The sequence below is a fragment of the Bartonella sp. ML70XJBT.G genome (genome assembly GCF_028618575.1).
Taxonomy (GTDB): domain Bacteria; phylum Pseudomonadota; class Alphaproteobacteria; order Rhizobiales; family Rhizobiaceae; genus Bartonella.
Genome location: NZ_JAQITA010000001.1, coordinates 230,648 through 254,018 on the forward strand (window position 1 = coordinate 230,648; position 23,371 = coordinate 254,018).

Annotated in this window: 22 protein-coding genes and 3 pseudogenes; 11 read left to right on the plus strand and 14 right to left on the minus strand. The window is 40.3% G+C overall.

Annotated elements, in window-relative coordinates; translation table 11 throughout:
• Positions 1-829: 829 nt before the first annotated feature.
• Complete coding sequence (locus tag PVV64_RS00955) at positions 830-958, minus strand: hypothetical protein (RefSeq protein WP_273759217.1); 129 nt, start codon at positions 956-958, stop codon at positions 830-832.
• A 367-nt stretch (positions 959-1,325) separates the two neighbouring features.
• Here PVV64_RS00955 and PVV64_RS00960 point away from each other — a divergent pair, with 367 nt between their 5' ends.
• Together PVV64_RS00960 and PVV64_RS00965 are read left to right on the plus strand one after the other, a co-directional pair.
• A complete protein-coding gene (locus PVV64_RS00960; protein WP_273759218.1) occupies positions 1,326-1,730 on the plus strand; it encodes a hypothetical protein in 405 nt (134 codons plus the stop codon).
• 823 nt (positions 1,731-2,553) lie between these two features.
• Complete coding sequence (locus PVV64_RS00965) at positions 2,554-2,799, plus strand: hypothetical protein (RefSeq protein ID WP_273759219.1); 246 nt, start codon at positions 2,554-2,556, stop codon at positions 2,797-2,799.
• On the opposite strand, the gene PVV64_RS00970 is transcribed toward PVV64_RS00965, so the two are convergent.
• Positions 2,767-3,051 (minus strand): hypothetical protein, encoded by a 285-nt coding sequence (locus PVV64_RS00970; protein WP_273759220.1) that lies wholly within the window; start codon positions 3,049-3,051, stop codon positions 2,767-2,769. The two genes, PVV64_RS00965 and PVV64_RS00970, sit on opposite strands and share 33 nt — an antisense overlap.
• A gap of 609 nt (positions 3,052-3,660) precedes the next feature.
• On the opposite strand from PVV64_RS00970, the gene ispG reads away from it, so the two are divergent.
• A complete protein-coding gene (gene ispG, locus PVV64_RS00975) occupies positions 3,661-4,902 on the plus strand; it encodes a flavodoxin-dependent (E)-4-hydroxy-3-methylbut-2-enyl-diphosphate synthase (RefSeq protein ID WP_273759221.1) in 1,242 nt (413 codons plus the stop codon).
• Between the two features lie 196 nt (positions 4,903-5,098).
• Here ispG and PVV64_RS00980 read toward each other — a convergent pair whose 3' ends face one another.
• Positions 5,099-6,001, minus strand: coding sequence for a polyprenyl synthetase family protein (locus PVV64_RS00980; protein WP_273759222.1), 903 nt, complete (start codon positions 5,999-6,001; stop codon positions 5,099-5,101).
• Positions 6,002-6,406: 405 nt separating this feature from the next.
• Here PVV64_RS00980 and rpmF point away from each other — a divergent pair, with 405 nt between their 5' ends.
• Positions 6,407-6,586 carry a 50S ribosomal protein L32 gene (rpmF, locus tag PVV64_RS00985; RefSeq protein ID WP_273720633.1) on the plus strand — a complete coding sequence of 60 codons (180 nt, stop codon included), beginning with the start codon at positions 6,407-6,409 and terminating at the stop codon, positions 6,584-6,586.
• A gap of 494 nt (positions 6,587-7,080) precedes the next feature.
• Here the strand turns inward: rpmF and PVV64_RS00990 are convergent, their stop codons facing one another.
• The 4 genes and pseudogenes from PVV64_RS00990 to PVV64_RS01005 all read right to left on the minus strand — a co-directional run bounded on the left by PVV64_RS00990 (position 7,081) and on the right by PVV64_RS01005 (position 10,124).
• Positions 7,081-7,665 (minus strand): CarD family transcriptional regulator, encoded by a 585-nt coding sequence (locus tag PVV64_RS00990; protein WP_273759223.1) that lies wholly within the window; start codon positions 7,663-7,665, stop codon positions 7,081-7,083.
• Positions 7,666-7,901: 236 nt separating this feature from the next.
• Positions 7,902-8,096: pseudogene (locus PVV64_RS10480) on the minus strand (DUF3470 domain-containing protein); the annotation flags it as partial.
• Positions 8,097-8,193: 97 nt separating this feature from the next.
• Positions 8,194-8,535: a ferredoxin FdxA gene (gene fdxA / locus PVV64_RS01000; protein WP_273759224.1), complete on the minus strand. Its 342-nt coding sequence runs from the start codon at positions 8,533-8,535 to the stop codon at positions 8,194-8,196.
• A 20-nt stretch (positions 8,536-8,555) separates the two neighbouring features.
• The gene (locus tag PVV64_RS01005; RefSeq protein ID WP_273759225.1) at positions 8,556-10,124 is read right to left on the minus strand and encodes a hypothetical protein; all 1,569 of its coding nucleotides are present in this window, start codon (positions 10,122-10,124) and stop codon (positions 8,556-8,558) included.
• Between the two features lie 565 nt (positions 10,125-10,689).
• Here PVV64_RS01005 and PVV64_RS01010 point away from each other — a divergent pair.
• On the plus strand, positions 10,690-11,601 hold the full coding sequence (locus PVV64_RS01010) for an RNA polymerase factor sigma-32 (protein ID WP_273759226.1): 912 nt from the start codon (positions 10,690-10,692) through the stop codon (positions 11,599-11,601).
• Between the two features lie 162 nt (positions 11,602-11,763).
• On the opposite strand, the gene PVV64_RS01015 is transcribed toward PVV64_RS01010, so the two are convergent.
• A complete protein-coding gene (locus PVV64_RS01015; protein WP_273759227.1) occupies positions 11,764-13,296 on the minus strand; it encodes a M48 family metalloprotease in 1,533 nt (510 codons plus the stop codon).
• Between the two features lie 156 nt (positions 13,297-13,452).
• Here PVV64_RS01015 and PVV64_RS01020 point away from each other — a divergent pair, with 156 nt between their 5' ends.
• The 3 genes from PVV64_RS01020 (at position 13,453) to PVV64_RS01030 (ending at position 16,468) form a co-directional block, all read left to right on the plus strand.
• Positions 13,453-14,088 carry a thiamine diphosphokinase gene (locus PVV64_RS01020; protein WP_273759228.1) on the plus strand — a complete coding sequence of 212 codons (636 nt, stop codon included), beginning with the start codon at positions 13,453-13,455 and terminating at the stop codon, positions 14,086-14,088.
• Between the two features lie 98 nt (positions 14,089-14,186).
• Positions 14,187-14,606, plus strand: a complete 420-nt coding sequence (locus PVV64_RS01025; protein ID WP_273759229.1) for a glycine zipper domain-containing protein — start codon at positions 14,187-14,189, stop codon at positions 14,604-14,606.
• Positions 14,606-16,468 (plus strand): ABC-F family ATP-binding cassette domain-containing protein, encoded by a 1,863-nt coding sequence (locus tag PVV64_RS01030; protein WP_273759277.1) that lies wholly within the window; start codon positions 14,606-14,608, stop codon positions 16,466-16,468. Before PVV64_RS01025 ends, PVV64_RS01030 begins: the two co-directional genes overlap by 1 nt.
• Positions 16,469-16,627: 159 nt before the next feature.
• Here PVV64_RS01030 and PVV64_RS01035 read toward each other — a convergent pair.
• The 4 genes and pseudogenes from PVV64_RS01035 to PVV64_RS01050 form a co-directional block, all read right to left on the minus strand.
• A pseudogene (locus tag PVV64_RS01035) lies at positions 16,628-16,878 on the minus strand (Arm DNA-binding domain-containing protein); the annotation flags it as partial.
• Positions 16,879-17,141: 263 nt separating this feature from the next.
• Positions 17,142-17,711 (minus strand): GNAT family N-acetyltransferase, encoded by a 570-nt coding sequence (locus tag PVV64_RS01040; RefSeq protein WP_273759230.1) that lies wholly within the window; start codon positions 17,709-17,711, stop codon positions 17,142-17,144.
• Between the two features lie 330 nt (positions 17,712-18,041).
• Complete coding sequence (locus tag PVV64_RS01045; RefSeq protein WP_273759231.1) at positions 18,042-18,182, minus strand: hypothetical protein; 141 nt, start codon at positions 18,180-18,182, stop codon at positions 18,042-18,044.
• Between the two features lie 849 nt (positions 18,183-19,031).
• Positions 19,032-19,289 (minus strand): DUF2312 domain-containing protein, encoded by a 258-nt coding sequence (locus PVV64_RS01050; protein ID WP_273720643.1) that lies wholly within the window; start codon positions 19,287-19,289, stop codon positions 19,032-19,034.
• A 244-nt stretch (positions 19,290-19,533) separates the two neighbouring features.
• On the opposite strand from PVV64_RS01050, the gene PVV64_RS01055 reads away from it, so the two are divergent.
• From PVV64_RS01055 to PVV64_RS01065, 3 genes and pseudogenes are all read left to right on the plus strand, one after another.
• The gene (locus tag PVV64_RS01055; RefSeq protein WP_273759232.1) at positions 19,534-20,067 is read left to right on the plus strand and encodes a DUF1036 domain-containing protein; all 534 of its coding nucleotides are present in this window, start codon (positions 19,534-19,536) and stop codon (positions 20,065-20,067) included.
• Entirely contained in the window at positions 20,064-21,500 is a 1,437-nt protein-coding gene (gene pyk, locus PVV64_RS01060) for a pyruvate kinase (RefSeq protein ID WP_273759233.1), read from the plus strand. Before PVV64_RS01055 ends, pyk begins: the two co-directional genes overlap by 4 nt.
• Before the next feature lie 55 nt (positions 21,501-21,555).
• A pseudogene (locus tag PVV64_RS01065) lies at positions 21,556-22,060 on the plus strand (pyruvate kinase); the annotation flags it as partial.
• Between the two features lie 539 nt (positions 22,061-22,599).
• On the opposite strand, the gene PVV64_RS01075 reads toward PVV64_RS01065, so the two are convergent.
• Complete coding sequence (locus PVV64_RS01075) at positions 22,600-22,977, minus strand: cell division protein ZapA (protein WP_273720646.1); 378 nt, start codon at positions 22,975-22,977, stop codon at positions 22,600-22,602.
• A gap of 12 nt (positions 22,978-22,989) precedes the next feature.
• On the minus strand, positions 22,990-23,265 hold the full coding sequence (locus tag PVV64_RS01080) for a DUF4164 domain-containing protein (protein ID WP_273720647.1): 276 nt from the start codon (positions 23,263-23,265) through the stop codon (positions 22,990-22,992).
• Between the last annotated feature and the right edge of the window lie 106 nt (positions 23,266-23,371).

Genomic DNA, 23,371 nt, shown 5'->3' on the forward strand with positions numbered 1-23,371 from the left:
CTCTTTAAACTTTTAGTTATGCTATTCTAAGAGAATCTTTTTCAAAAGAGTGAGATACATTCATACGTATGAAAAACAACAGTGTCGTTTCTGGCTGATTTTAGTTTTCTTTTGCATTGTGTGGATGGATGATGTTGAACGAAAAATTCAAAAACAAAATTTGCTCGGTGACTTTTGAAGGAATTATATAAGACATGAATATGAAAAATTGGATCTTGGTAGGTTAAATTTTTCTTCAATCAGATCTTGATGAATATGAGTCGAGGAATTGGTGCACTTGCTTGTCAAAGTAAGCAAAGCTAAATCCCTTTATACTTGTTGTTTTGCACAGTGTTTTATAAAAAGTTGTGGACTTTTCTCAATTCTTTGCTGGAAAATTTCTCATTTTATGGTGTTGTTATGCCTCATGAAATGCTTGCTTTTACGGGTAAAGCGATAGCTACATCTCGTATAATAGCATATTTGAAGCAAAGATGGAGATGGTTCAGTGCTTTGCGAGCTGTATCAGTGTTTGTAAGCCCAATTGAGGCGAGCATATTGCATATTTCTGTTTTTGTTATTCCTGAAATGGGGAGGGACAGTCTTATTGGGTCAGAGGGTGATGATGTTAACTCAATTCTTTCTTGTGGTCTTTTCTCATTCAAGCTTTGTGGCTTGCAAAAGGATTTAGAGATCTGTTTTTTAAGTGAGAAGGTGATGCATGTCTCACGTTTTTGTTGCTCTTGTTTTGTAATGGGATCGCGTTTTCTGTATAAAAGAGTATGCTTTTGAGTTGCCAATTCACAGGCTTGTTTTAAAGAAAACATCTCTCACGGCAGCCAAGCCCATTTCACGGCGCCGCCCATGGATGGTATAACTTAAAAAGCCACTGAGCATCACCATCTTTACACTTATGAAACAGCAAGCCAGCACCATCATACTTTTTGCCAGCTCCCAATGTTGCTACAGTCCTTGGCACTTAAAACGATTCATAAGAGACTTTTTTAGTCTTTCCTATACAATTTTACCCACACACCGGTCTCGTTTGTGATATGCAAGCAAGATGATTTGAAATGAGAAAATCTTAAAGTACACAATGTTCTAATTCAATATAAATAATGCTATATTATCATTATAAATCAATGCATTATACGTTATAAGCAGCATGAGCCATAGGGAAAAATCATCAAAAAAATACAGATCCCGAAACATCCTCAAATGCAAAAGCTATCACAACATTGGCAACGGATAAAGAATATGATGGTATCCATAAGCATAAAGACGGTGGTACGACTTTAATACCCTTCACACACCTCATCGTAAAAGAGCTTTAGGTAGATTGAGAAATGTTTCTTTTAAAAGGGCGTGAATTGACAACTCAAAAGCATACTCTTTTATACAGAAAACGCGATCCCATTACAAAACAAGAGCAACAAAAACGTGAGACATGCATCACTTTCTCACTTAAAAAACAGATCTCTAAATCCTTTTGCAAGCCACAAAGCTTGAATGAGAAAAGACCACAAGAAAGAATTGAGTTAACATCATCACCCTCTGACCCAATAAGACTGTCCCTCCCCATTTCAGGAATAACAAAAACAGAAATATGCAATATGCTCGCCTCAATTGGGCTTACAAAAGTTGGCACGGCTTACAAAGTTCTTATTAGTCTCAATTTTTATCTTAAGCATGCTGCGGTGTTAGGTTTGGATGTTGGCTTACAGGCAACAACAAACGCACAAGCTTTATGAGGCAAACAACGTCATAAAGTTTAAACCTTACCAGCAATGAATTGAAGAGGAGTGCTGGCTTTTTATAAAATACTTTGCCAAACAACAATCATAATACAACTGGCTTTGCGTCTACTTATCCTTTACCAGCGTTCGTACAAATCCTTTACGTCATATATATGACAACAAAATTGACGGAACCATATGGACAATTTCTGCTGAAAATATGAAAGGAAGGCGTGATACTACAACAGAATTTCGCGTGCCTTTATCATCAGAAGCACTAAAAGTGATTGAACAATCTCGTTGTTTTTCTAAAAGTAATTTCCTTTTTTCTTTTTCCGGTCGTGCTCCATTTAATGTGAATTATATGGCTCTTTATATGCAACGCGCTAGAATTAAAGCCTGTTCCCATCGGTTTTTACTCTAGTTTATGTGATCGACTCGTTGAAACAAGCGATGTTGCTTATGAGGTCGCTGAAACCATTCTAGGGTATGAGGTTGAGGGTAAAGTAGAGCGTATCTATCGCCGTGCAAGCAAGTGATTTTGATTCAATCTGTGAGGATGTAAAATGGGAAAATTTGACTGCATTGGGAGTTATGATTCAAATGGAAAAAGGATGATTTATGATGATCATTTTAGTATATGCTCTTTTTAAGCAAAGCAATTTATCCTGTTATGCCTTAAAATAGCGTCGTTTAGGGTAGTTTACAGATTCAGTATTTCTAAAGTGTGTTGTATGTATTCAGAGTGGGGGTTGTCTGTAGAACTTTATTGTTAAGTGAGCAAATGGTCAGTAAATGAAATCTGCTAGACAAGAAACCCTATTGTTTACGGATCGGTATGGGTAAGAAACTTCGTCATTTGGGGTATGAGGAGGAAATCAATATCAGATTGGTAGCTTGGAGGCGTTCTCATCTTTTGAAGTGTAAGCAGATGACTGAAGATGATGATGGTGGTCTCTACCATTTCTTAAAGTTATCGTTTTTAAGCTATAGAAAAATGCCCGATTTAAAGCGGGCATTAAAAGAGATAGCCTTAAAGGGGAGTGGTGTTTTAGTTTTTGCGTATCAACAAGACGCCAGCTAAAACTAGTCCTGCCGCTAATGCGAGGGTTGTTTTAGGGTGTTCTTTGGCTTTTTTCTTCAATTCTCTAGCATGCTCATTGAGATGGTATAGTGCATGGCGGCTTTTTTGTTTCCATGTGTCAAGCATGTCAGAGATGCTCTCAAGGCTGTCACTTTGCGAATTCCAACGACTTACAGGGACAAGTTCACTTTTTAATTGTGCAATGCGCTTTTTAATTTTAGCATTTTTAGAGTGGGTTGAAAATAGACACATTTGTTGACTCCTCCATGTGTTATACTGTTTTACGAAAATTGGAATTGTGTTTGGGGTTTTGCTATAACGGCTTGAAAATTGAAAGGTTGCATTGGTGCTCTTGTTTGGTGGTATGAAAAAGAGATTGTTGTTGCGTTGATTTTCTGAACCCTAACCGGATGATGATTTCCTCCAAGGTGCCATTTGTGTGGGACTATTCTTTATTTAAAGGGAGCTCAAAGTTTAAGTTTTTTGGTTGATGAAAGGGTGCCTTTTTTTTAACACTGTATTGTGGCAAATATTTATCTGTGATGCTGTAAAATATCATTCTTTAAGATCTTCATATAAGACAGAAAAGACAGCGTCATCTTTGTCTGATGTTGGTTTTTTGAATGATCCAAGTGTACAAGTGTAAAATTAAACGGGATATTGAGGACAAGACTTGTCTAGTGATTCTGTAAGTGAATGACAGCTATGAAATACGTTGCGTCAGTGGTAGAAAATGGAAACTGTTTGGGAAAAGCTGATCTGTGATCATATTGATGGTTTGAAGGAAGCCTTTGAAAGTGTGGAGAAAAATAATATAAAAGATGCTTGATAAGCGCTAGTTTTTGAAAATTTGAGGACTTAATGAGCACGGCATATTTTTTATCTAAACCTCTTGAGCGTCGTCGATCTGTTGGTGTTGCGGTGGGTGATGTGATGGTTGGTGGTGATAACCCCATTGTTGTTCAGTCGATGACCAATACGGATACTGCAGATGTTGATGCGACCGTTGCACAAACTGCTGCTCTTTGGCAAGCTGGTTCGGAATTGGTGCGAATCACCGTTGATCGTAATGAAGCTGCTGCTGCTGTACCAAAAATACGCGAGCGATTAGAAAAATTGGGCTTTTTTGTGCCATTGGTGGGGGATTTTCATTATATTGGCCATAAACTTTTATCGGAACATCCTGCCTGTGCAGAGGCTCTTGCAAAATATCGGATTAATCCTGGAAATGTTGGGTTCGGTGTAAAAAAAGATCGCCAGTTTGCGGAAATTATTGAGATTGCTTGTCGATATGATAAGGCTATTCGCATTGGGGTAAATTGGGGGTCCCTTGATAATGCGTTGTTGACACGGCTTATGGATGAAAATGCAAGGAAGGAAAATCCCTTATCTGTTGCTGAGGTTATGCGGGAGACTATTGTTCAGTCAGCTCTGCTTTCGGCTGCTTTTGCTGAAGAACTTGGCTTGGGACGGGATAAGATTATTCTTTCTGCTAAAGTGAGTGATGTCCAAGATCTTATTGCTGTCTACAGCAATTTGGCAGAGCGTTGTGATTATGCGCTTCATTTGGGTTTGACAGAAGCAGGAATGGGAACAAAGGGTGTGGTTGCTTCTTCCGTGGCTATGGGAATTTTGTTACAGCAAGGAATTGGCGATACCATCCGTATTTCTTTAACTCCTGAACCCGGAGGGGATCGGACACGAGAAGTAAAGGTGGGACAAGAGCTTCTACAAGTCATGGGATTTCGGCAGTTTTTGCCCGTGGTTGCGGCTTGTCCTGGATGTGGTCGCACAACTTCGACAGTGTTTCAGGAATTGGCACAGAAAATTGAAGCAGATTTACACAAAAATATGCCGGTCTGGCGTGAAAAATACCCTGGTGTTGAAAGTTTAAAGGTGGCTGTGATGGGCTGTATCGTCAATGGACCAGGAGAATCAAAACATGCCGATATTGGTATTTCATTGCCTGGAGTGGGTGAAAGCCCAGCAGCTCCTGTTTTTATTGAAGGACAGAAAGTAAAGACTTTGCGCGGAGACCACATTGCTGAAGAATTTGAAGTTCTTTTGAGTGATTATATTCATACCCGCTTTGGGCAAGCTTAATTGTTCTATAAACGGAAATAAAGAAAAACTTTGTGTATCTTTTGTTGTGTTGTTTCTTGTGGGGTGTGCGTTTCTTATTGTCTATTGCGCTAAAGTGGATGCCTTGTTGAAATGTTTTCTCTTGCATTACGAGAGAAACAGTCGTGCTTGTTTTTTGTGTTGATCTTCTTTATCTAGGGGATGGTGCGTGAAGATATTAATTTTGACGTGTTGCACTAAAGCGAGCTGCTTGTTGGAGAGGGAGTGCTTTGATACCAAAAGGGTGTAAGAGGTTTTCTGCTTTTGTGATGAGCGCATCTCGCTTTTTTTGTGCTTCTTTAATGCCATAAAGACGAACAAAGGTGGCTTTTTGCGCATTTTCATCTTTACCGGCGGTTTTGCCTAGAACTTCGCTGTTGGCGGTGACGTCAAGAAGATCATCTGTTAATTGAAAAGCTAAACCAACATATGTTCCAAAAGCAGCAAGTTTTTCCGTTAGTTCTTTGGATGCGTTGGAAATGATTCCCCCTGCTTGGCAAGCAAAGCTTATAAGGGCAGCTGTTTTCATGTGTTGTAAAGTGAGAATATCGGTGCTCTCTTGCGGTTTTTTCTCCGCTTCAATGTCAAGCATTTGACCACCTATCATACCACCAAATCCTGATGCTTGTGCAAGAGCTGTGATAAGCTTTATTCTGGTTTCAAAAGCAAGTGCATGGGCTTTGTTAGCAATGATTTCAAAGGCAAATGTTAAAAGGGCATTGCCAGCAAGAATCGCGGTTGCTTCATCAAAGGCTATGTGGACCGTTGGTTTTCCACGCCGAAGTTTGTCATTATCCATGGCAGGGAGATCATCGTGAATAAGCGAATAACAGTGAACACACTCTAGGGCACAGGCAACATCAAGAGCATGTGCAGCAGGGATATCAAAAAGGGCACTACTTTCAATCACAAGAAAAGGACGAAGCCGCTTTCCACCGTTCAAGACACCGTGACGCATGGCTTTGATCAAGATGTTGGGACGTGAAATTTCACCCTTTTCAACTTGTTCACTAAGAAGTGCGTCAAGGCGACTTTCAACATTTTGGGCATGTTTTGCAAGAAGGGTGGTAAATTCGTGCATTCTTGCTTCCTTCTATTTTTGCAAAATGAAATCTTGAAATTTACAACAGAGAAGCGGTTGTTTTTTTTCTTTTCGTCAATTTGCTTTAAGTGTTTATTAAAAAAATTCATTGCTCTTTTGGTGCTTATTCTCACTTTATGCGAGAGTCCTTGTGAAAGCCAAACAAAAATTGAATGAAAGACTCATGAAAAGACTTTAATCCATGTATAATCTTTCAACTCTTCGTCATGCTCTTGTCGTTTCTATCATCAATTTTGCTCATTGTGGTAAGAGTATTGTTATTTTGACATTGCCTCTTCTGTTTAATCAGTGTATAAAGCAGTCAGATTTTATAGTGTTTTTGATAAAAGCATTGTCATTTTTGGCATTGCTTTTTCTGTTTTAGTGGATTTGGAGTGTCTCTTTATGGCTGTACCTAAACGAAAAACCTCTCCATCAAAGCGGGGTATGCGCCGTTCCGCTGATGCCTTAAAGGTGCCAACTTATATCGAAGATAAGAATTCTGGTGAATTGCGTCGCCCTCATCATATTGATTTGAAAACAGGGATGTATCGCGGACGTGTCGTTCTCCCTCCCAAAGATTGAGAGCTTTAATTTTTATTAAAATAAACACCACCTCTCAGCACCGATAAGAGTGCTGAGAGGTGGTGTTTGGTTTTTTTTTGTTCTCTTTCATGAAGAATGTGAGATACAAGCTTCTCTTTGTCTGGGATATCGAGACTTTCTTGTTATCGTGACAGATAACAGAAAGGTTTTGATGTGCATTTTTGTGTAACCTATGCCTTTGAAAGGGAAAGCTCAAAAGCTCTTTGGCGCTTTTAATGAGATAAGCTTTTTAGCGAATCATTTTCTTTAAGGGATGTGAGGTGGGGATAAAAAGGATTCAAAAAAGAGTAAGATCTCGATTTTTTGAAATATGAAATCGTAATAACACTTATACCCTGTTCATTTTAGCAAGATGTTATTGGACAAGAACTCTTGGCAGATTTTCTGCTGAATGTCTTTTGATCATTAAAAGCTTAATAACAACACAAATAAAACCAGCATCTTGCTGGTTTTATTTTATGAGTAGATTTTTATTACGCAGCATAAACAGCTTTATCGCTTGGGGTTGTTTCATCTCTCTTCGCTTTAAATTCACGCGTTGGTTTGTTTGAGAGATGCATCTCAATGAGATTGATCGCTTCTGTTTCAGAAAGACTATTAATCACTGCAATTTCACGCGCCATTCTTTCAAGTGCCGCGGTATAAAGTTGACGCTCAGAATAAGATTGTTCGGGCTGTAGGTTTGAGCGAAAAAGATCACGTACCACTTCAGCAATACAAATAAGATCTCCCGAATTGATTTTAGCATCATATTCTTGTGCGCGACGTGACCACATGGTGCGTTTAACACGTGCTTTTCCGTGGAGGATTTTTAATGCGCGTTCAACAGAATCAACAGCAGATAATTTGCGCATTCCAACGGAAAGAGCTTTCGCAATGGGCACTTTAACATCCATTTTATCTTTTGCAAAATGAATGACAAAAAGTTTTAATTTATGTCCTGCAACTTCTTGATCTTCAATGGCTATAATTTGCCCCACACCGTGGGTAGGGTAGACGATATATTCAGAGGTTGTAAATTCTTTATAATTGGAGGATGTTCCGTGTTGGGATGCCATATTTTCGTTTACTCCCTTTATGACCAACAAATGTATCGGAAAACAGGCTATAAACCTGAGGGTTGAGTGTTCTTAACCAAGTATATTACACTAATTGAATGAGCATAAAAGTTGAGTACTTTTAAATCCAACAAAAAATACATTGCTTTATTTAAAAAAGCAAAGAACAATACTTAGAAAGAGGATCATGTTAAAAAAACACTAACATCAAAATTCAAAAGAATCAATCATTTCGCTTAAGAATTTTTATTTTTACAAGAAAATGCTCTCGATTTTTGAAGATGCATGATGTGTGTTGTATCGTTATTTACCGCCGTTTCTTGTTTTTTTGAAAAATACTTTTCGCATTTGTTGGCAGCGTTATCCATTTCTTTTGCTTGGGGGTGAGAGTCTTTGCGGGTGGTTAAATGAGGCCATTTGTTCGCGTACTGAAGATTAAGTTCTCATCATTTTTCTAGCTTTGGTTTCTGTGGTTTTTATATCAGAGTTCATGGCTTTTGAGCATTATTTTGTAAGTCTGTTGTGGGGTTATTCGTCACCCGTTCCTGGATTTTCTGAAAAATATTTTTCCAACTTATTTGGAACGCCATCCATTTCTTTTGCTTGGGGGAGAGGGTCTTTGCGGGTGGTTAAATTAGGCCATTTGTTCGCGTACTGAAGATTAAGTTCTAACCACTTTTCTAATCCTGGTTCTGTATCAGGAACAATAGCTTCTGCTGGGCATTCTGGTACACAAACACCACAGTCGATGCATTCATCAGGGTGAATGACAAGCATATTTTCACCTTCATAAAAACAATCAACAGGGCAAACTTCAACGCAATCTGTATATTTACAGTGAATGCAGTTGTCAGTTACTACGTGGGCCAAGATCGAACTCCATTTTTATTTTAGTGATCTTTGGAGGAAACTGTGTCTTTATTATTTTTGAGTTGATCACGAAGTGCCGCTAATTTTGCAAAAGGTGAATCCGGATTAGGCTGTTTGTCTTTTTGAAGGGGTTTATGACTCGCGCGTTTGCTGTGAGATTTATTCATTTTGTAAGAATGTTTCGTAGGCGATGCGGTTTCTTGAGGGCTCTTTTCGTTTGTGTTTGCCTCTTTTTTAAATGCTTTTTTTGCTTTATTTTGCCACTTATGTCCCAATTTATCACGCTTTTTGTGAGAGTGATGGTGAAATTGATGATTATAGCGCCATAATAAAATCACTTTATCTTCTGCTGTAGTGCGCCCTTGCTTGGCAAAGTCGCCAACAAGTTCCGCTTCTGGTAAACACTCTATAGTATTTTGTTGTGTGTTAACATGGGTGGATAGAGCGCTTTGTTCTTCTTGGACTGTTTCTAAAGCACAGATTGCTTGCCATTGATCGCCAACACATTCTGCCGCAGGAATATCAGGAACAGTTGTTGCTATGCTACAGGTATGGGAAGAGCCTTTGTCGGCAAGGAGATGTTGTTCAAAAACAGCGTGGCTGATGCCATACGATTGATAGCCAAGACCTTTGAGAATTTCTTCCATATCAGTTCCATTGGCGCCAAGAATCGACATCATTTCCGATGTCACAAAAAAACTTTTGCCATCATAAGCGCCTTCAGGTTTAAGTTCGCTCCCTTGCTTCCAATGAAGTGCTGGGCGGATCAGATTGGCAAGACGCTCTAAAATGTCAATGCGTACAGCACGTTGTCCTAAGATTCGATAACCGGCTAACTGATAAAATTGCCGGTTATAAGTAGAATCAACAATCAATGAGGTTCGTCCATTAGATAAGGCTGCAAAAATTTCTCCAAAACCCGTTTGGTCATGCCCCTCATTGTGAAGATTCCATAGCAAGGTAATGGCTTGAACCGGAGCTGGTTTAAGCATACCAGCAACATAGATATGAAAAGCACCAAAACGTACACCTAGACGTCGCAGAACAGAACGAGATTCTTGGTCAAGATTTTTGACCATTTCAGCAACTTTTTTACGCCGTAAAATCCCTAATGAATGAACCAGTTTTAAAGCAAGACTGCTTGTGGAATCCGTCAAACTATCGGCATTGCGCAGGTCAAACAGAGGTTGTAAAGCCGTTTCAAAATAAAAAGTTACAAAACGCTCCAAGCGTTTTACAACACTCTCACGTGCCTCCCCCGTTAATTGTGCATCTGCTAAAATAATCAGCTTGGGTTTAAAAAAGTCTTCTCCTCCAACCAGTTGACCTACCGGTTGACCAATCCAACGTACAATTCCATCAGAACCAAGGGTAAAATCTTTATTGGCACAAGCAGAAAAACGCATCGCGCGTTTGGAAAAAGCAAGAATCAAATTTTCATTCTCTATTGCGTTTTGCTCACCTACTGCTTGATCGCTATTGTTCTTGTTGGCATAAAAACGAAAACCTTCAAATTTACCATTGCCATGTTTTTCAATAAGAATATCATCCTGAAAAACATTATTCTGTGGAATAATCTTGCTATCCATGATTATTTTCTTTCTCAGTGCTAGACTGGTAAAAAGCTTATTCTTGATAATTCTATCATTATGCTGCTCCTTTAGCACGTTTGTTGCGTTTTCTTCAATCATTCTTGTTGCTTTTTGATACTTCTTTTTGCTCCTTTAATTTGTATATTTTCTTTTTTATTTGTCTTAGATGTTTCATAGAAGGTCATTGCACGTATTGGTTGTGTTGTAAAGCTGAAAGCATAAAATAAGCTTGTCATTTAAAGGATAAATTAAGTCAATAATGAAACAAAACAGTATTTGTTTTCTCTGATCTTTTAATTTTTTTTTTCTTACCAAAATATGAAAATAAAATTTTTTGCACATTTCTTGTCGGCAAGAAATCTATATTATATCGCCGTTTTATAGGCAAAACTGTGTTTTGGGATCATAAGTTTTACAATTCTCATAAAAAAAACAATTGCGATTATAAAAATACACGTTAAAGTAGCGCTGTGTTAACAAACAACTTTTGCGTTCTTTCTTAAAAAGAACAGTGATGTCGTGACCAAATCAGTTTTGATAATTTTAATCGCAAGGGGTTATTATGGGTAATCTTTCAAATGCTGCTTACAAAGGCAGCAAAAATTATAGCGATGCAGATAAAAGCTTAGGACGTGATATGATGCGTTCTGCTATGCAAGCGCCTTATCTTGAACGACAAAAAGAGCATGATTTGGCTCTAAGATGGAAAGATAAGCGCGATGATGAGGCTATGCACCAAATTGCAGCTGCGCATATGCGCTTGGTGATTGCGATTGCTAACCGTTTTAAACGTTTCAAAATGCCGTTGGGGGATCTGGTACAAGAAGGTTATGTAGGATTGTTGGAAGCTGCTGCACGTTTTGAACCTGATCGGGAAGTGCGTTTTTCCACTTATGCCACATGGTGGATACGCGCTTCTATTCAAGATTATATTTTACGAAATTGGTCTATCGTTCGAGGGGGAACCAGTTCTTCGCAAAAAGCTCTTTTCTTTAATCTTCGCCGTTTGCGCGCAAAATTGGTGCAGGATGATAGTGCTCTTTCAAAACAAGATATCTTTCGGACAATCGCTGAAAAGCTTGGCGTTTCGGTGCGTGATGTGGAAACGATGGATTTTCGTTTTTCCAGTGCTGATAATTCTTTAAGTGTTTCTATTTCTGAAAACAGTGATAATCCCATTGCGAAAATGGATGTTCTGGTGGATGAGAATCCTCTCCCAGATGCTTTAATTGAACAAACAATTGATGGTCAACGCCGGACACAATGGCTTTATGATGCACTGCAAATTCTCAATGAACGAGAGCTGGAAATTATTCGTTTTCGTCGCTTGAATGAAGAGGGAGCAACTTTGGAAGTCTTGGGTGAAAAGTTAGGAATCTCCAAAGAGCGGGTACGCCAAATTGAAGCACGGGCTTTGCAAAAATTGCGTTCTGCTCTCTTGAACGTTCATTCAGCAGATGCCTATGAGATATAGATTTAGAGGAGTCTTGAGAGGTCAATATGCTAGTGTCAATGGGGCGTGTGAGCACTCCTATTGGTTACAAAAGCCAATCGTCTTGGGACTGTGAATGCTTCAGAGTTCAGGGGAAAGAGGGTAGGAGGAAAGAAAAAATGCAAAATAATAACAAAACTCTCCTTATTCCGAGATAATTTTAACATCTGTGCCTGCCCGTAAAGTTTGCGTGGGCGAGAGTGCATTGAGAATGCGAAAGAGGGTTTCTTTATGCGTTGCTGTTTGCATTTTATTGGCAAGACTTGCAACGCTCTCTCCCTGCTGAACGCGTACAACACGGATTCTCAAGGGTTTCAGTTTCTTAAATTGTGAAGATGAAAGCGCGTGAAAACTTTGTATCGTTTTTGTGGCAATCTCTTCAAAATGTTGAGAATGATGTGGGGCGGCTGTGAGAAAGCGAAAAGCATGCTTTTTAAAAAAAATGACCACCACATCAAATTGCCAATGTGCGTTAGCTGCTCGAGCATGTGCTCCAGGGTATCCTTGAATTGTGATGGGGTGCACGGATGATTCGTCCAATCCTATAATCCATCCGCTTTTTAAATATTCACTTGCAGAGAGTGCAAAGGGGCGTGCTATAGCATCAAAACGAATGGCAATATTATCTGGTCCACTGGCCCAAACAGTATGGGCTGAGTTTTCTATGGTAAAATTGTTAGGCACACCAAAAGCGACACCCAATTGCTGGTGAATAAATTGGTTGTCTCTTACAAAACCTGTAGGAAAGCTTCCAGCAAAAATCATGCCATCAATGCTTTTGAGAAAAGAATCACGGTCTCTCTCTCCTATACTCACTGTCGTGATGTTACGCGCCTTTTCTTTGACAAGGCGAATCCGTTGTGGAGTGGTTGGGTGGTTTGCGAGAAAGTCCGAGGAAGTCTTTGTCGTATTCAAGAGATTACGGAAAACGCTATAAGCTTCCATTGATTGGAGAAAGCGTAGGGAGGCAAATGGATCATATCCTGCTTTTTTGAGCATTTCCAAGGCAATGGAATCGGCTTCTAGTTCTTGATTGCGTAAAAATTGGGTGAATTGTTGCTTGTTTTGTATAGGATTATGAAGCTTGCCTCTCTCATCAGAGAGAAGGGGTGAGGAGAAATGATTTTTATCCTTCAATTCGGCTTTTTTTCTGAGACGTAAAATACCATGATTGGCAGTAATGTGAGCTATTTCATGGGCTAAAATGGCTGCAACTTCTGAAGAATCATTGGCGAGAGCAAGCATGCCACGGGTGATGTAAATAGAGCCATTGGGTTGGGCAAATGCATTGATGCTTTCTGAATTTAAGATTGTTACAGAATAGTGTTGTTGAGGATTTTGTGACACCCTAGCCAGTTTGTGCACAATCTGCGCTAATAGACGTTCAAGTGTTGTGTTATAATAGGCACCGCCATATTTTTGCAGAATACGAGGGTGTTGTAGAGCGCTTAATGTGACATAAATATTATGCTTGCTGGCATGTTTAACTGTTTCAGAAGAATCTGAAGAAAGCTTATCGTTGGGAGAAAGATGCATATGACAAGCAGAAAGGAGAAGTGTAAGGCTTATGAAAGGTGCTCTGTACATTCTGGTGCGAAAGGAAATATTTCGTTGAAAAATTTGGTGTCGTTGATTGTTATGCACTGCGTGTTTAAGGTGAATTGTGGCAAATTTCATTGGTCTCTTTGTATGTGTTTTTATAAGTCAAAAAAGCTTTTGGGGAAGGAGCTTTTTGAGAAGGATTCTTTTGGCTATAGCATGGTTATTGTCCATAAGAAACGGATCTTTTTGATAAAAAGATACGAAGAAAAATTACGGAAGGCAAAGTATAGCATGACAACATTTACAATATTATTAAATGGAGATGTTTGTATCACCGATCGGTTGCTCACTCAAATTCACAACAGTCGCGTGATTGCTGCAGATGGGGGAATGCGTCATGCAGCAGCACTGGGTGTGATGCCGGAGTTGTGGGTGGGAGATTTCGATTCATCAGATCAAACTTTAATCAACAGCTATATTCATGTGCCCCGTGAGGTTTTTCCCTCTGATAAAGATATGACCGATAGTGCTCTGGCATGTGAGAGAGCTCTGCAAAAAGGTGCCAAACACCTTATTTTGTGTGGTGCTTTGGGAGGGGAGCGCAGTGATCATAGTCTTTCTCATATGACCTTGGCACTAATGATGGCAGAAAAAGGGATTACAGTGTTGTTGACAAGCGGTTGTGAAGAAGGATGGCCGGTCTTACCAAAGCCTTTTTCATATGATCTCCCCGATGGATGTTTGTTTAGTATTATCGGTTTTTCTGATTTACAAGGCTTGACGCTTTCAGGTGTGAAATGGCCGCTTTGTGGTAAAAATGTGTCTTTTGGATCTTCTTTGACACTTTCTAACCGTATTTGTGGAACCTTTTCTTGCTATTTAGGTTCTGGAAAAGCTATATTGTTGGCGTCTGTACCTATTCCATAAAGCTCTTCCGGTATATTTGAATAAGGCAGAGGGGGGCAAGCGATGAAGTGCCGGCATGAATGATATATTTATGTATTAATTTAAGGAGAGGTTTTAATATGTTAAAATCATTTTTGAAAGTGGCAGTTGTTTCAGCCATTGGTTTAAGTACTGTGGCTTGTACCACAAATGATCAGCGCGTTGCACGTTACGGTGTGGGAGGGGCAGCAATAGGTGCTTTGGCGGGATCTGCAATTGCTGGAAGTACTCCTGGTGCTGCACTGACCGGTGCCGCATTTGGTGCTATTGCTGGAACAGTAACAGGTGCTGCCGTCAATCAGCAAAGAGAACAAAGACGGGAAGGACAGATTGTTATTCATCAGTCAACACCAATGTGCACTTATCGTGGGCATAAAGGTCACTATTACAAAGCACCTTGTGCACAAAAAGTGCATACACAAAAAACACCACAATTGTGCACTTATCGGGATGGAAGAGGTGTGATGTATAAGGCACCTTGTCCACGCCGCGTTCGTTAATGGTGTTGCCGCTCTTGCGGCTTGACCGCATTTTTCTAACCTTTGGAACAAACCCCTTGCTCAATCAAGCTTGCTTATCGGTTGAGCAAGGAGCGCGTATCGCGCTGGTGGGAAGAAATGGTTGTGGGAAATCAACGCTGTTAAAAATTGCCGCAGGAATGATTGAGCCTAGTGGTGGGGAGATTTTTCGCCACCCGCGAGTCACGATATGTTATGTTTCACAAAATCCCGATTGCGCGGGATTTGAGGATGTTCATGCCTTTGTAGAAGCAGGGTTGGATCAGACCCCTGATATACCATGGATAAATACACTTCGTGACAATCTGGGTTTTTCAGGAAGTGAAAAATTGGCGACCCTTTCTGGGGGGGAAAGGCGGCGTGTTTCTTTGTTGCGCGCTCTTGCCGCAAAACCAGATATTCTTCTGTTAGATGAACCAACCAATCATCTCGATTTGCCAACCATTGAATGGTTGGAAAGGACTTTATGTTCGTTGTCTTCAGCCATTGTGGTGATTTCCCATGATCGGCGTTTTTTAGAAAATGTCACCCGTTCAACCCTATGGCTTGATCGAGGTATGACAAAAAGACTGGAAAAGCGTTTTTCGGAATTTGAGAATTGGCGTGATAAGGCGTTGCAAGAAGAAGCTCTTGAGCAACATAAATTAGGGCGACAGATTGCACGCGAAGAACAATGGTTGCGCTATGGGGTGAGTGCACGGCGTAAACGCAATGTACGTCGGTTGGGGGAATTAAAAGAGCTACGAAAACTTCACAAAAACTATAAAGGGCAACCGGGTCGTGCGCTTTTGACTGCTGCTCAAAGTTCTCATTCTGGTCAATTGGTCCTTGAAGCAAAGCGCATTTCAAAATCTTATGGGGAGCGCGTTATTGTTAAAGATTTTTCTTTACGCATTCAGCGTGGTGATCGTATCGGCTTGGTGGGGCCTAATGGTATTGGCAAGACAACATTGCTTTCTACATTGATCGGGCAAGAAGCCGTTGATAGTGGTATGGTGCGGCATGGATATAACCTTGCCATGGCGTTTCTTGATCAACAGCGTATTCTCAATGAAGAAGAAACATTAGCGCATTATCTCACTGGCGGGAGGGGAGAGACACTTGTGATCAATGGGCAAGAGCGCCACGTGGTTTCTTATATGAAAGACTTTTTGTTTTTACCCGAACAAGCACGGACACCACTCAAGGAATTTTCAGGGGGAGAAAGAGCGCGCCTTATGCTGGCACGATTGTTGTCGCGTCCGGCAAATTTTTTGATTCTTGATGAACCCACCAATGATTTGGATATGGAGACTTTGGATTTGTTACAGGAATTTATTGCCGATTTTGCTGGAACAGTTTTGTTGGTGAGCCATGATCGGGACTTTTTAGATCGCACGGTGACTCATATGTTGGCGCCCCAAGGCGATGGGCATTGGATTTTATATGCTGGCGGTTATAGCGATATGATAGCGCAAAATAAGCACGCTGTATCGTTAGGGCGAAAAGATAAGGGGTTATCACAACGTAAAGCATCTGCAAATCCACATGGATGGGAAAATGCAAATTCTAACGTGTCAACAAATCGTGGCTCTGTAGAGAAGGAAAAAATAAAGCCGCGCAAGCTGTCTTATAAGCAGGTTTATGCTCTGGAAAAATTGCCTGAACAAATCGCTGCTTTGCAGGATGAAATCAAAAAAATTGAACAAGAACTCTCTGATCCAGCGCTCTATGGCAGGGATAAAGAGCGTTTCGAGCGTTTATCCATAGCTTTGGAAGAGAAAAAAAAGAGTTGTGCTGGCAAAGAAGAAGAATGGTTAGAACTTGAATTATTGCGCGAAGACAGTGAATGTGGGAAGTCATAAAACGCTTTAGCGTTAATTCTTTCAAGAAGTTTTTAATCGATTTGCATGATCGCTTTTTTTTCATTTCCTCTTTGTTTTGCCTCATTCTGTACGGGATGCGTGCGCATCTTGGAGGGGAAAAAGAGTTATGCATGAAAGAGGAGTGGTGAGAGCAGACACTTTAATGGGGTCACGGCCCTCATGCAAAACAGAACGCCATTGATTTGCACATTCACGGGCTTTTTTTAAAGAGACATTTCGCAACGCCCCCAAGCTCATTTCACGACGGCGCCCGTGAATGGTATAACGATAAATCCATTGGGTATTGCCATCTTTACGCTTATGGAGAAGCAAGCCGGCATCATCATACACTTTGCCAGTTCCCAATGTTGCGACAGCTCTTGGCACCTAAGACGGTTCATAAGAGCTATTTTTAGTTCTTTCTTATACAATTTTTACCCACACGCCAGCCCCGCTTTTGACGTGCAAGCGAGTGGTTTTGATTGATTCAAGATAGACAGGTTTGACATGAGAGAATCTTACGATATTCGAGGGTCTCATTCAATATGAATAACGCTATATTATCATTATAAATCAATATTTTGTCCTGTTATATGAAGACAATGAAAAGAAATATTTTCACAATTTTGTAAGGCTTGATATGATACTCTTTTAATATTCTGGTGAAAATACCTTATGACGCTTTATGTTCATTTCTTGGGTTCTGAGGATCATGGATTCGAGAGGTGAGGATGTGGTCTCTCCATTTACCGGAAATCATCAGATAATCTCTCGCATAGCCTTCTTTCTCAAAATTAAGGCGCTTCAGTAAATTTCCGCTTCTGGTATTTTCAGGCATATAGTTTGCCATCACGCGATGGAGATAATAAACAGCAAAGACATGGGGTATCAGAGTAGATAAAATCTCGAACATGAGACCGTTGCCTTGCTGTTTTTCATCAACAGTAAAACCAAGATGACAGGCTTGAAAAACACCACGAACCACATTGGTAAAATTCACGGTGGCGATGATTGTACTATCATTTTTCAATCGTGTGGCGTATCGATAGGCGCATCCTTGGGCATTTTCATGAGCAAAAGCCTTTGCGCGTGTTTCCCAAGCTGTTAGGGTGTTATAATCAGCAGATTTCACCGGTTCAAAGGGAGAGAGGTGGTTCTCATTGCGCAGGTAATAGGAAGACAGTTCCCCTGCATCTTCTAGACCAATTAAGGTGGAAATTGTGCGTTTTGTTGTGATTGTCATAGCTTTTTCTTACAAGAAATGGACGAGTCTGTCTGTTTCTCATATTTCTTTTCACGTGGTTTGTCCTTTTTGCCGAAATTCATTGTAAAGGGTGGGAAGCTGATGAGGGACTTTATCACATGTGATCAATTTGCATGGGGATGTAAAATGAGGAAGAAATATAGCTTCAGAGCTTATTTTGCAATTAATTGTTGTGCTTTATTGCATTTTACAATGGTTTTTCTCTTTTCAATTTTTCCTTTGCATAAAAACGTTTTCGCTGACTCTAAAGCTCAAAGCTAATTCTTTATTATTGATGCGTTCTTTACGTTTATGAAGGATGGTAGATTTTTATCCTTTCCAAAATACTTGGCAAATCATAGGAGGCAATGGCTGCCGGCTGTGTGCAAATTTGTAATACTGGAACTCTTGCTGATGTGATGCACTATTTTGCGTTGGTGGTGTGAGGGTTGCGTCTTTTTTCTCTTCCATAATTGGCTCTTTACGTTCAATGACCTTCTGCTTTTGATTGTATCCTGTTTGCGTGTGAGCAATCATGGTAAGTTTGTCAATCTATTTCTCAGCCAATTTTTGACGATGAGAGATTGAGCAGCGCTCTTGCTCTTTGTTTTGTGCAAAAGAGGGTGTGGTGTACAATCAGTCCATAGTTTTTTGATATTTTCACCCATCGGTTTCTTTGATTTTTTCTCCTCATAACGGAGTGAGGGAGTAGAATATTTTTTTGTGCAAGATATGTTATGCTTTTTCAAATAACCATTCATCAATAATTAATAGATTGATTTATAACGATCATTTATTGTTTCTGATCTTTAAGAAGAATCTCGAATATGGTAGGATTTTCTGATTGCCAATTTGTTTATGGTAAATCAAGCTAAATCATTTTTTTGCCGGTTACAAGCGGGATTGGCATGGGGAGTGAAAGTCATTGAAGGTAAGGGTGCGGTTGATGAATGTTCTCAGGTATCAAGGGTTTGCGCAATATTGCGGAGGGAAGAGTCTGAGGGGGTGTATAGAGATTGGTTTCTTATAGCTTGATCATGACTCTTTACGGGTCCTGTTGTGAAATGGGAGCGGTGCATTGAGAGAAGCTTGTTTAAAACAAGCGCGCAAATTAACAATACAAGAGCATTTTGTGGGGACCATTTGCTGGTATTTTTGTGGCGCGCTGTTTTGTATCAGAGGCGAAAATTGCAACATGTCGCTGATATGATCGTTATAAGCTCCATGCACCGCTTTTTCTGACAAGAAATGTAGGTGTATGATTACCTTTTCTCTGTCATGTTGAGAAAATATCTGGTGCCATCTTTGTGATAAATGATGTTAACTCATCCCAAGTGCATCTTTATAGAGTTGGATAATGGTTTCTTCTTCTATGCGTTCATGCTCTTCTTTTTTACGCAGCCGTATAATGCTGCGCACAGCTTTACTATCAAAACCAGAGCCTTTCAGTTCAGCGTAAACCTCTTTAATATCATCAGAAATCGTTTTTTTCTCTTCTTCTAATCGTTCAATACGCTCAATAAAAGCGCGCAATTGGTTTACGGATATTGCGTGTGTTTCATTGGTCACTGTGTTCATTGCATTTTTCTCCGGACTTTATGTTTTAAGCTGTTTTGTTAGCGATAAATTTTGTTGAGAAAGCCTGAAAAACAAGATGTCAATCAAGCTGCATCGTTTTTTTACAAATTGACTTTAAATATTTTGTAAAATTTTTAAGATATGCATTGATAAAAAGGCACTAAGAAGCCAAAAAGGATAAAAACATATCTCTATCGATTTGTAGAGAGCTGTGATGAGACTTTTTAAAAAGAATAAAAGCTGTATGCTTTGTTTTAATCGCTTACATGGTAAAGGAAGTTTTGTGGTTGCCAAAAAACAGGAATGGGGGTTTTGGAAAAAACGGAGCGTTTTTTTCTTAAGTATTCTGCTGTCGTTCTGGTTTGTTGGTTTGGCAAGAGCTGATTTTAGAGTTTGTAATACCACCCAACAGTCCGTTGGTGTTGCCCTTGGCTATCGTACATTTTCAGGCTGGGTAAGTGAAGGGTGGTGGGTGGTCCCCGTGACAGAGTGTAAAACCTTAATTGAGGGACCACTTTCTTCACGATTTTATTATTTTTATGCCGAGGGTGCACAGAAAAAAGGCAACTGGGCAGGGTCCATAACGATGTGTGTGCAAGATAGCCAATTTACCATTCAGGGAGTTCATGATTGTTTTCCGCGAGGCTATCAAAAGGCGGAGTTTAAGGAAATTGATACGGGCAATCAAACCAGTTGGATGGTACAGTTGACGGAAGAGTCCTTGTTGGGTGATTCGGTTGTACATCCGCCCTCGTTTTTAGGAGGTTCTTCACGGTGAAACGTGCACGTAAGGTAAAAATTATTGCTACTCTTGGTCCTTCTTCTTTTTCCATTGCAATGATTGAAAAGCTTTTTAGGGCGGGAGCCGATGTTTTTCGTTTGAATATGAGCCATACGGACTGTAAAACAATGGCAGATTTGGTTCAGCGTATACGCGAGGTAGAAAAAATTGTTCGCCGGCCCATTGGTATTTTAGTGGATCTCCAAGGACCTAAATTGCGCGTTGGATCTTTTGCTAAAGGGCAAGAGGAGCTGCATGTTGGGCAAAGCTTTACATTAGACAGTCATGATGAGCTGGGGGATGGAGAGCGTGTTTATTTTCCCCATAAGGATGTGTTGGCTGCTGTGAAACTAGGGGACCGGCTGTTGATTGATGATGGAAAGCTGGAACTGCGTGCACAGTTGTGTGGTGGCCATTTTGTTGAATGCCGTGTGGTTGCTGGAACCCGTATTTCTGATCGCAAAGGTGTCAGTTTTCCGGATACCATTTTGCCTTTTGGTTCGATGACATCAAAGGATAAGGCGGATCTTCAAGCTGTTTTGCAACAACCTGTGGATTGGATTGCTCTTTCTTTTATCCAGCGTCCAGAAGATATTATAGAGGTACGCCGGCTAACGAAAAGCCAAGTGGCTTTGATGGCTAAAATCGAAAAACCTCAAGCTTTGGAGCACATAGAAAAAATTATTGATGTTTCTGATGGAATTATGATTGCACGGGGAGATCTTGGTGTAGAAATGCCCTTGGAAAAGATCCCTGCATTGCAGATAGAACTCATAAAAGCTTGTCGTTTAGCAGGAAAACCCGTGGTGGTGGCAACACAAATGCTTGAGTCTATGATCTCCTCTCCTGTGCCAACACGTGCAGAAGTTTCTGATGTTGCTACAGCGGTTTATGCGGGGAGCGATGCGGTGATGTTGTCTGCTGAATCCGCTTCTGGTCTTTATCCTGAAGAAGCTGTGCTTATGATGGATCGCATTGCTCGACAAATTGAACAAGATCATACTTATGAGGTAATGATTGGAGCGCAGCATCCTACACCAAAGTCCACGGGAACCGATGCCATTTCTCTGGCCGCGCGACAAATCGCTGAAACACTCTCATTAGCAGCTATTGTTGCTTATACCGCTTCGGGCACAACGGGTGTGCGTGCTTCACGAGAGCGCCCAAGTAGACCCATTATTGCTTTGTCACCCATTGTGGGAACAGCGCGGCGATTGGCTTTGGTTTGGGGACTACATTGTGTGGTGAGTGAAGATGCACGGGATCTAGAGGATATGGTTGACCGTGCAGCAGCGATTGCTTTTCAAGAAGGCTTTTGCAGAAGTGGAGACCGCTTTCTTGTTACCGCTGGTGTTCCTCTTGGTACGCCTGGTGCGACAAACCTCTTGCGTATTGCGGCTGTTTCTCAAGATGGTACAAAGGGTGTTTAAAAGGTTTCAGGGTATTGGAAATATTTGGGTAGAGTGTTTTACTTTGGAGGGCAGATGTTATTTAGCAGGAAAGCCCGTGGTGGTGGCAATACAAATGCTTGAGATCTATGATCTCCTCTCCTGTGCCAACACGTGCAGAAGTTTCTGATGTTGCTACAGCGGTTTATGCAGGCAGAGCAATGCGGTGATGTTGTCTGCTGAATCGGCTTCTGGTCTTTATCCTGAAGAAGCTGTGCTTATGATGGATCGCATTGCTCAACAAATTGAACAAGATCATACTTATGAGGTGATGGTTGGAGCACAGCATCCTACACCAAAGTCAACGGAAACCGATGCCATTTCTCTGGGGCAGTGCGCGAGATCGCTGAAACATGCGTATTAGCAGCTATTGTTGCTTATACCGCTTCGGGCACAACGGGTGTGCGTGCTTCATGAGAGCGCAAAACAGATGCATTATTGCTTTGTCTCCCATTGTGGGACAGCGCGGTGATAGGCTTTGGTTTGGAGATTGCGAGAACTGGTTGTGTAATTATCCTACTGAATCGGCGTTTGGTCTATAATTTTGAAAAGAGAGTGTTGAGTGATAGAGCAGAGAATTTTAATTGGGTTCTTTATGAGATATTGTTTTTCAGGGCATGTTTGAGAAGAGCTGCTTTGACAGTCAAGATATTGATTGATAATCATTGAGCATTTTATCATTTTAAAAGTTCTGCATAAAAAGATTTGCTTCTTGGTTCCTTTAAAAGGAGTCGGTGAATGAATAAAATGGGGAGAACAAACGGCTAATATCCTTCTTATAAACTTTTTAAATGCAAGAGCAGCGATAAGATTGCTAAAAGAAAAAAGAGGGAGAATGGTGATGTTGCTCTATTGCTTCAGCAGTATGAAGACGAAGCTATTTATAGATTTTGCTTGATACGCTTCCATAAGAGGTGTTTGTTAGTGAGACAATAACAGTTTATGCACAACAGGGGCATTGCTTTTTAGAGAAATATTGCTTTTGTTTGTTGTTGCAATATGTGGGACTTTTACAATGAAACTGACCTTTGTTTGTTTTTGGGAAAATTATATGGCTGGTCAGTTTGAGACGGGTGTGAGTTTATGAGCTCTCTCGTTCTTGAACATCAATGCTGGTTTGGTTATCTTGGAGCAATTGATTGGTGAGTTTTTCAATGCGTTCTGTTGTATTGCGTACAATTCTTCCCATGGTGCGGTCTCTTTCATTGTGCAGCCGCAAAAGAGCCTCGTAATCTTCTTGTAGTTTTTTATTTTCTCGTTGGATTTCTTCCATTTCATCGATAATCATAATGCCGGCCATAACCGATAAACGATGATCGCCAATTTCACCAAAATTTTTCTTCAAATGGGCGATATATTGGTCTAATCGAGCCGCAAGTTCAATAAGATGGCTTTCTTGTCCTTTATTACAAGCCATGCGATAAACTTTACCATCAATGGTGACGGAAACAGTTTCCATACATTCAAACCTTTATCTATCAATGACAACACGAATGGTTTCCATCGCTTTCACCAAACGTTTGGAAACTTCTTTGTTTACTGCTTCTAGCCGCTCAACTTGGGCTTCAGCTTTATCTAGCGCTTGGGCAAGATGGCTACGATCAGTGTTCATTCGTTGAATTTCTTCTTCCCATTCGTTATTTTTATCAATAACAACATTGCGATTGATAATGGTGATCTCTAAGGTTCTTAGTGCTTTTTCTAATTGCTCTAAAGCGTGTGGAAGAACCGTAGTTTCCTGATTCATAATATTTGTATCCTCCAAGTGATTGTATCCTTATCAGTTTTTTATGCAAAAACGAATCACTCATTTTCTTTCCTTGTGTAAATTTTATTTTTAAGTATGTAAGAGA

Excerpts from the sequence above, each read along its gene's own strand:
- PVV64_RS00960 (WP_273759218.1), top strand. The coding sequence starts at position 1,326 with ATGTTTCTTTTAAAAGGGCGTGAATTGACAACTCAAAAGCATACTCTT.
- PVV64_RS00965 (WP_273759219.1), top strand. The coding sequence starts at position 2,554 with ATGGGTAAGAAACTTCGTCATTTGGGGTATGAGGAGGAAATCAATATC.
- PVV64_RS00970 (WP_273759220.1), bottom strand. The coding sequence starts at position 3,051 with ATGTGTCTATTTTCAACCCACTCTAAAAATGCTAAAATTAAAAAGCGC.
- ispG (WP_273759221.1), top strand. The coding sequence starts at position 3,661 with ATGAGCACGGCATATTTTTTATCTAAACCTCTTGAGCGTCGTCGATCT.
- PVV64_RS00980 (WP_273759222.1), bottom strand. The coding sequence starts at position 6,001 with ATGCACGAATTTACCACCCTTCTTGCAAAACATGCCCAAAATGTTGAA.
- rpmF (WP_273720633.1), top strand. The coding sequence starts at position 6,407 with ATGGCTGTACCTAAACGAAAAACCTCTCCATCAAAGCGGGGTATGCGC.
- PVV64_RS00990 (WP_273759223.1), bottom strand. The coding sequence starts at position 7,665 with ATGGCATCCCAACACGGAACATCCTCCAATTATAAAGAATTTACAACC.
- PVV64_RS01005 (WP_273759225.1), bottom strand. The coding sequence starts at position 10,124 with ATGGATAGCAAGATTATTCCACAGAATAATGTTTTTCAGGATGATATT.
- PVV64_RS01010 (WP_273759226.1), top strand. The coding sequence starts at position 10,690 with ATGGGTAATCTTTCAAATGCTGCTTACAAAGGCAGCAAAAATTATAGC.
- PVV64_RS01015 (WP_273759227.1), bottom strand. The coding sequence starts at position 13,296 with ATGAAATTTGCCACAATTCACCTTAAACACGCAGTGCATAACAATCAA.
- PVV64_RS01020 (WP_273759228.1), top strand. The coding sequence starts at position 13,453 with ATGACAACATTTACAATATTATTAAATGGAGATGTTTGTATCACCGAT.
- PVV64_RS01025 (WP_273759229.1), top strand. The coding sequence starts at position 14,187 with ATGTTAAAATCATTTTTGAAAGTGGCAGTTGTTTCAGCCATTGGTTTA.
- PVV64_RS01030 (WP_273759277.1), top strand. The coding sequence starts at position 14,606 with ATGGTGTTGCCGCTCTTGCGGCTTGACCGCATTTTTCTAACCTTTGGA.
- PVV64_RS01040 (WP_273759230.1), bottom strand. The coding sequence starts at position 17,711 with ATGACAATCACAACAAAACGCACAATTTCCACCTTAATTGGTCTAGAA.
- PVV64_RS01045 (WP_273759231.1), bottom strand. The coding sequence starts at position 18,182 with ATGGAAGAGAAAAAAGACGCAACCCTCACACCACCAACGCAAAATAGT.
- PVV64_RS01050 (WP_273720643.1), bottom strand. The coding sequence starts at position 19,289 with ATGAACACAGTGACCAATGAAACACACGCAATATCCGTAAACCAATTG.
- PVV64_RS01055 (WP_273759232.1), top strand. The coding sequence starts at position 19,534 with ATGCTTTGTTTTAATCGCTTACATGGTAAAGGAAGTTTTGTGGTTGCC.
- PVV64_RS01075 (WP_273720646.1), bottom strand. The coding sequence starts at position 22,977 with ATGGAAACTGTTTCCGTCACCATTGATGGTAAAGTTTATCGCATGGCT.
- PVV64_RS01080 (WP_273720647.1), bottom strand. The coding sequence starts at position 23,265 with ATGAATCAGGAAACTACGGTTCTTCCACACGCTTTAGAGCAATTAGAA.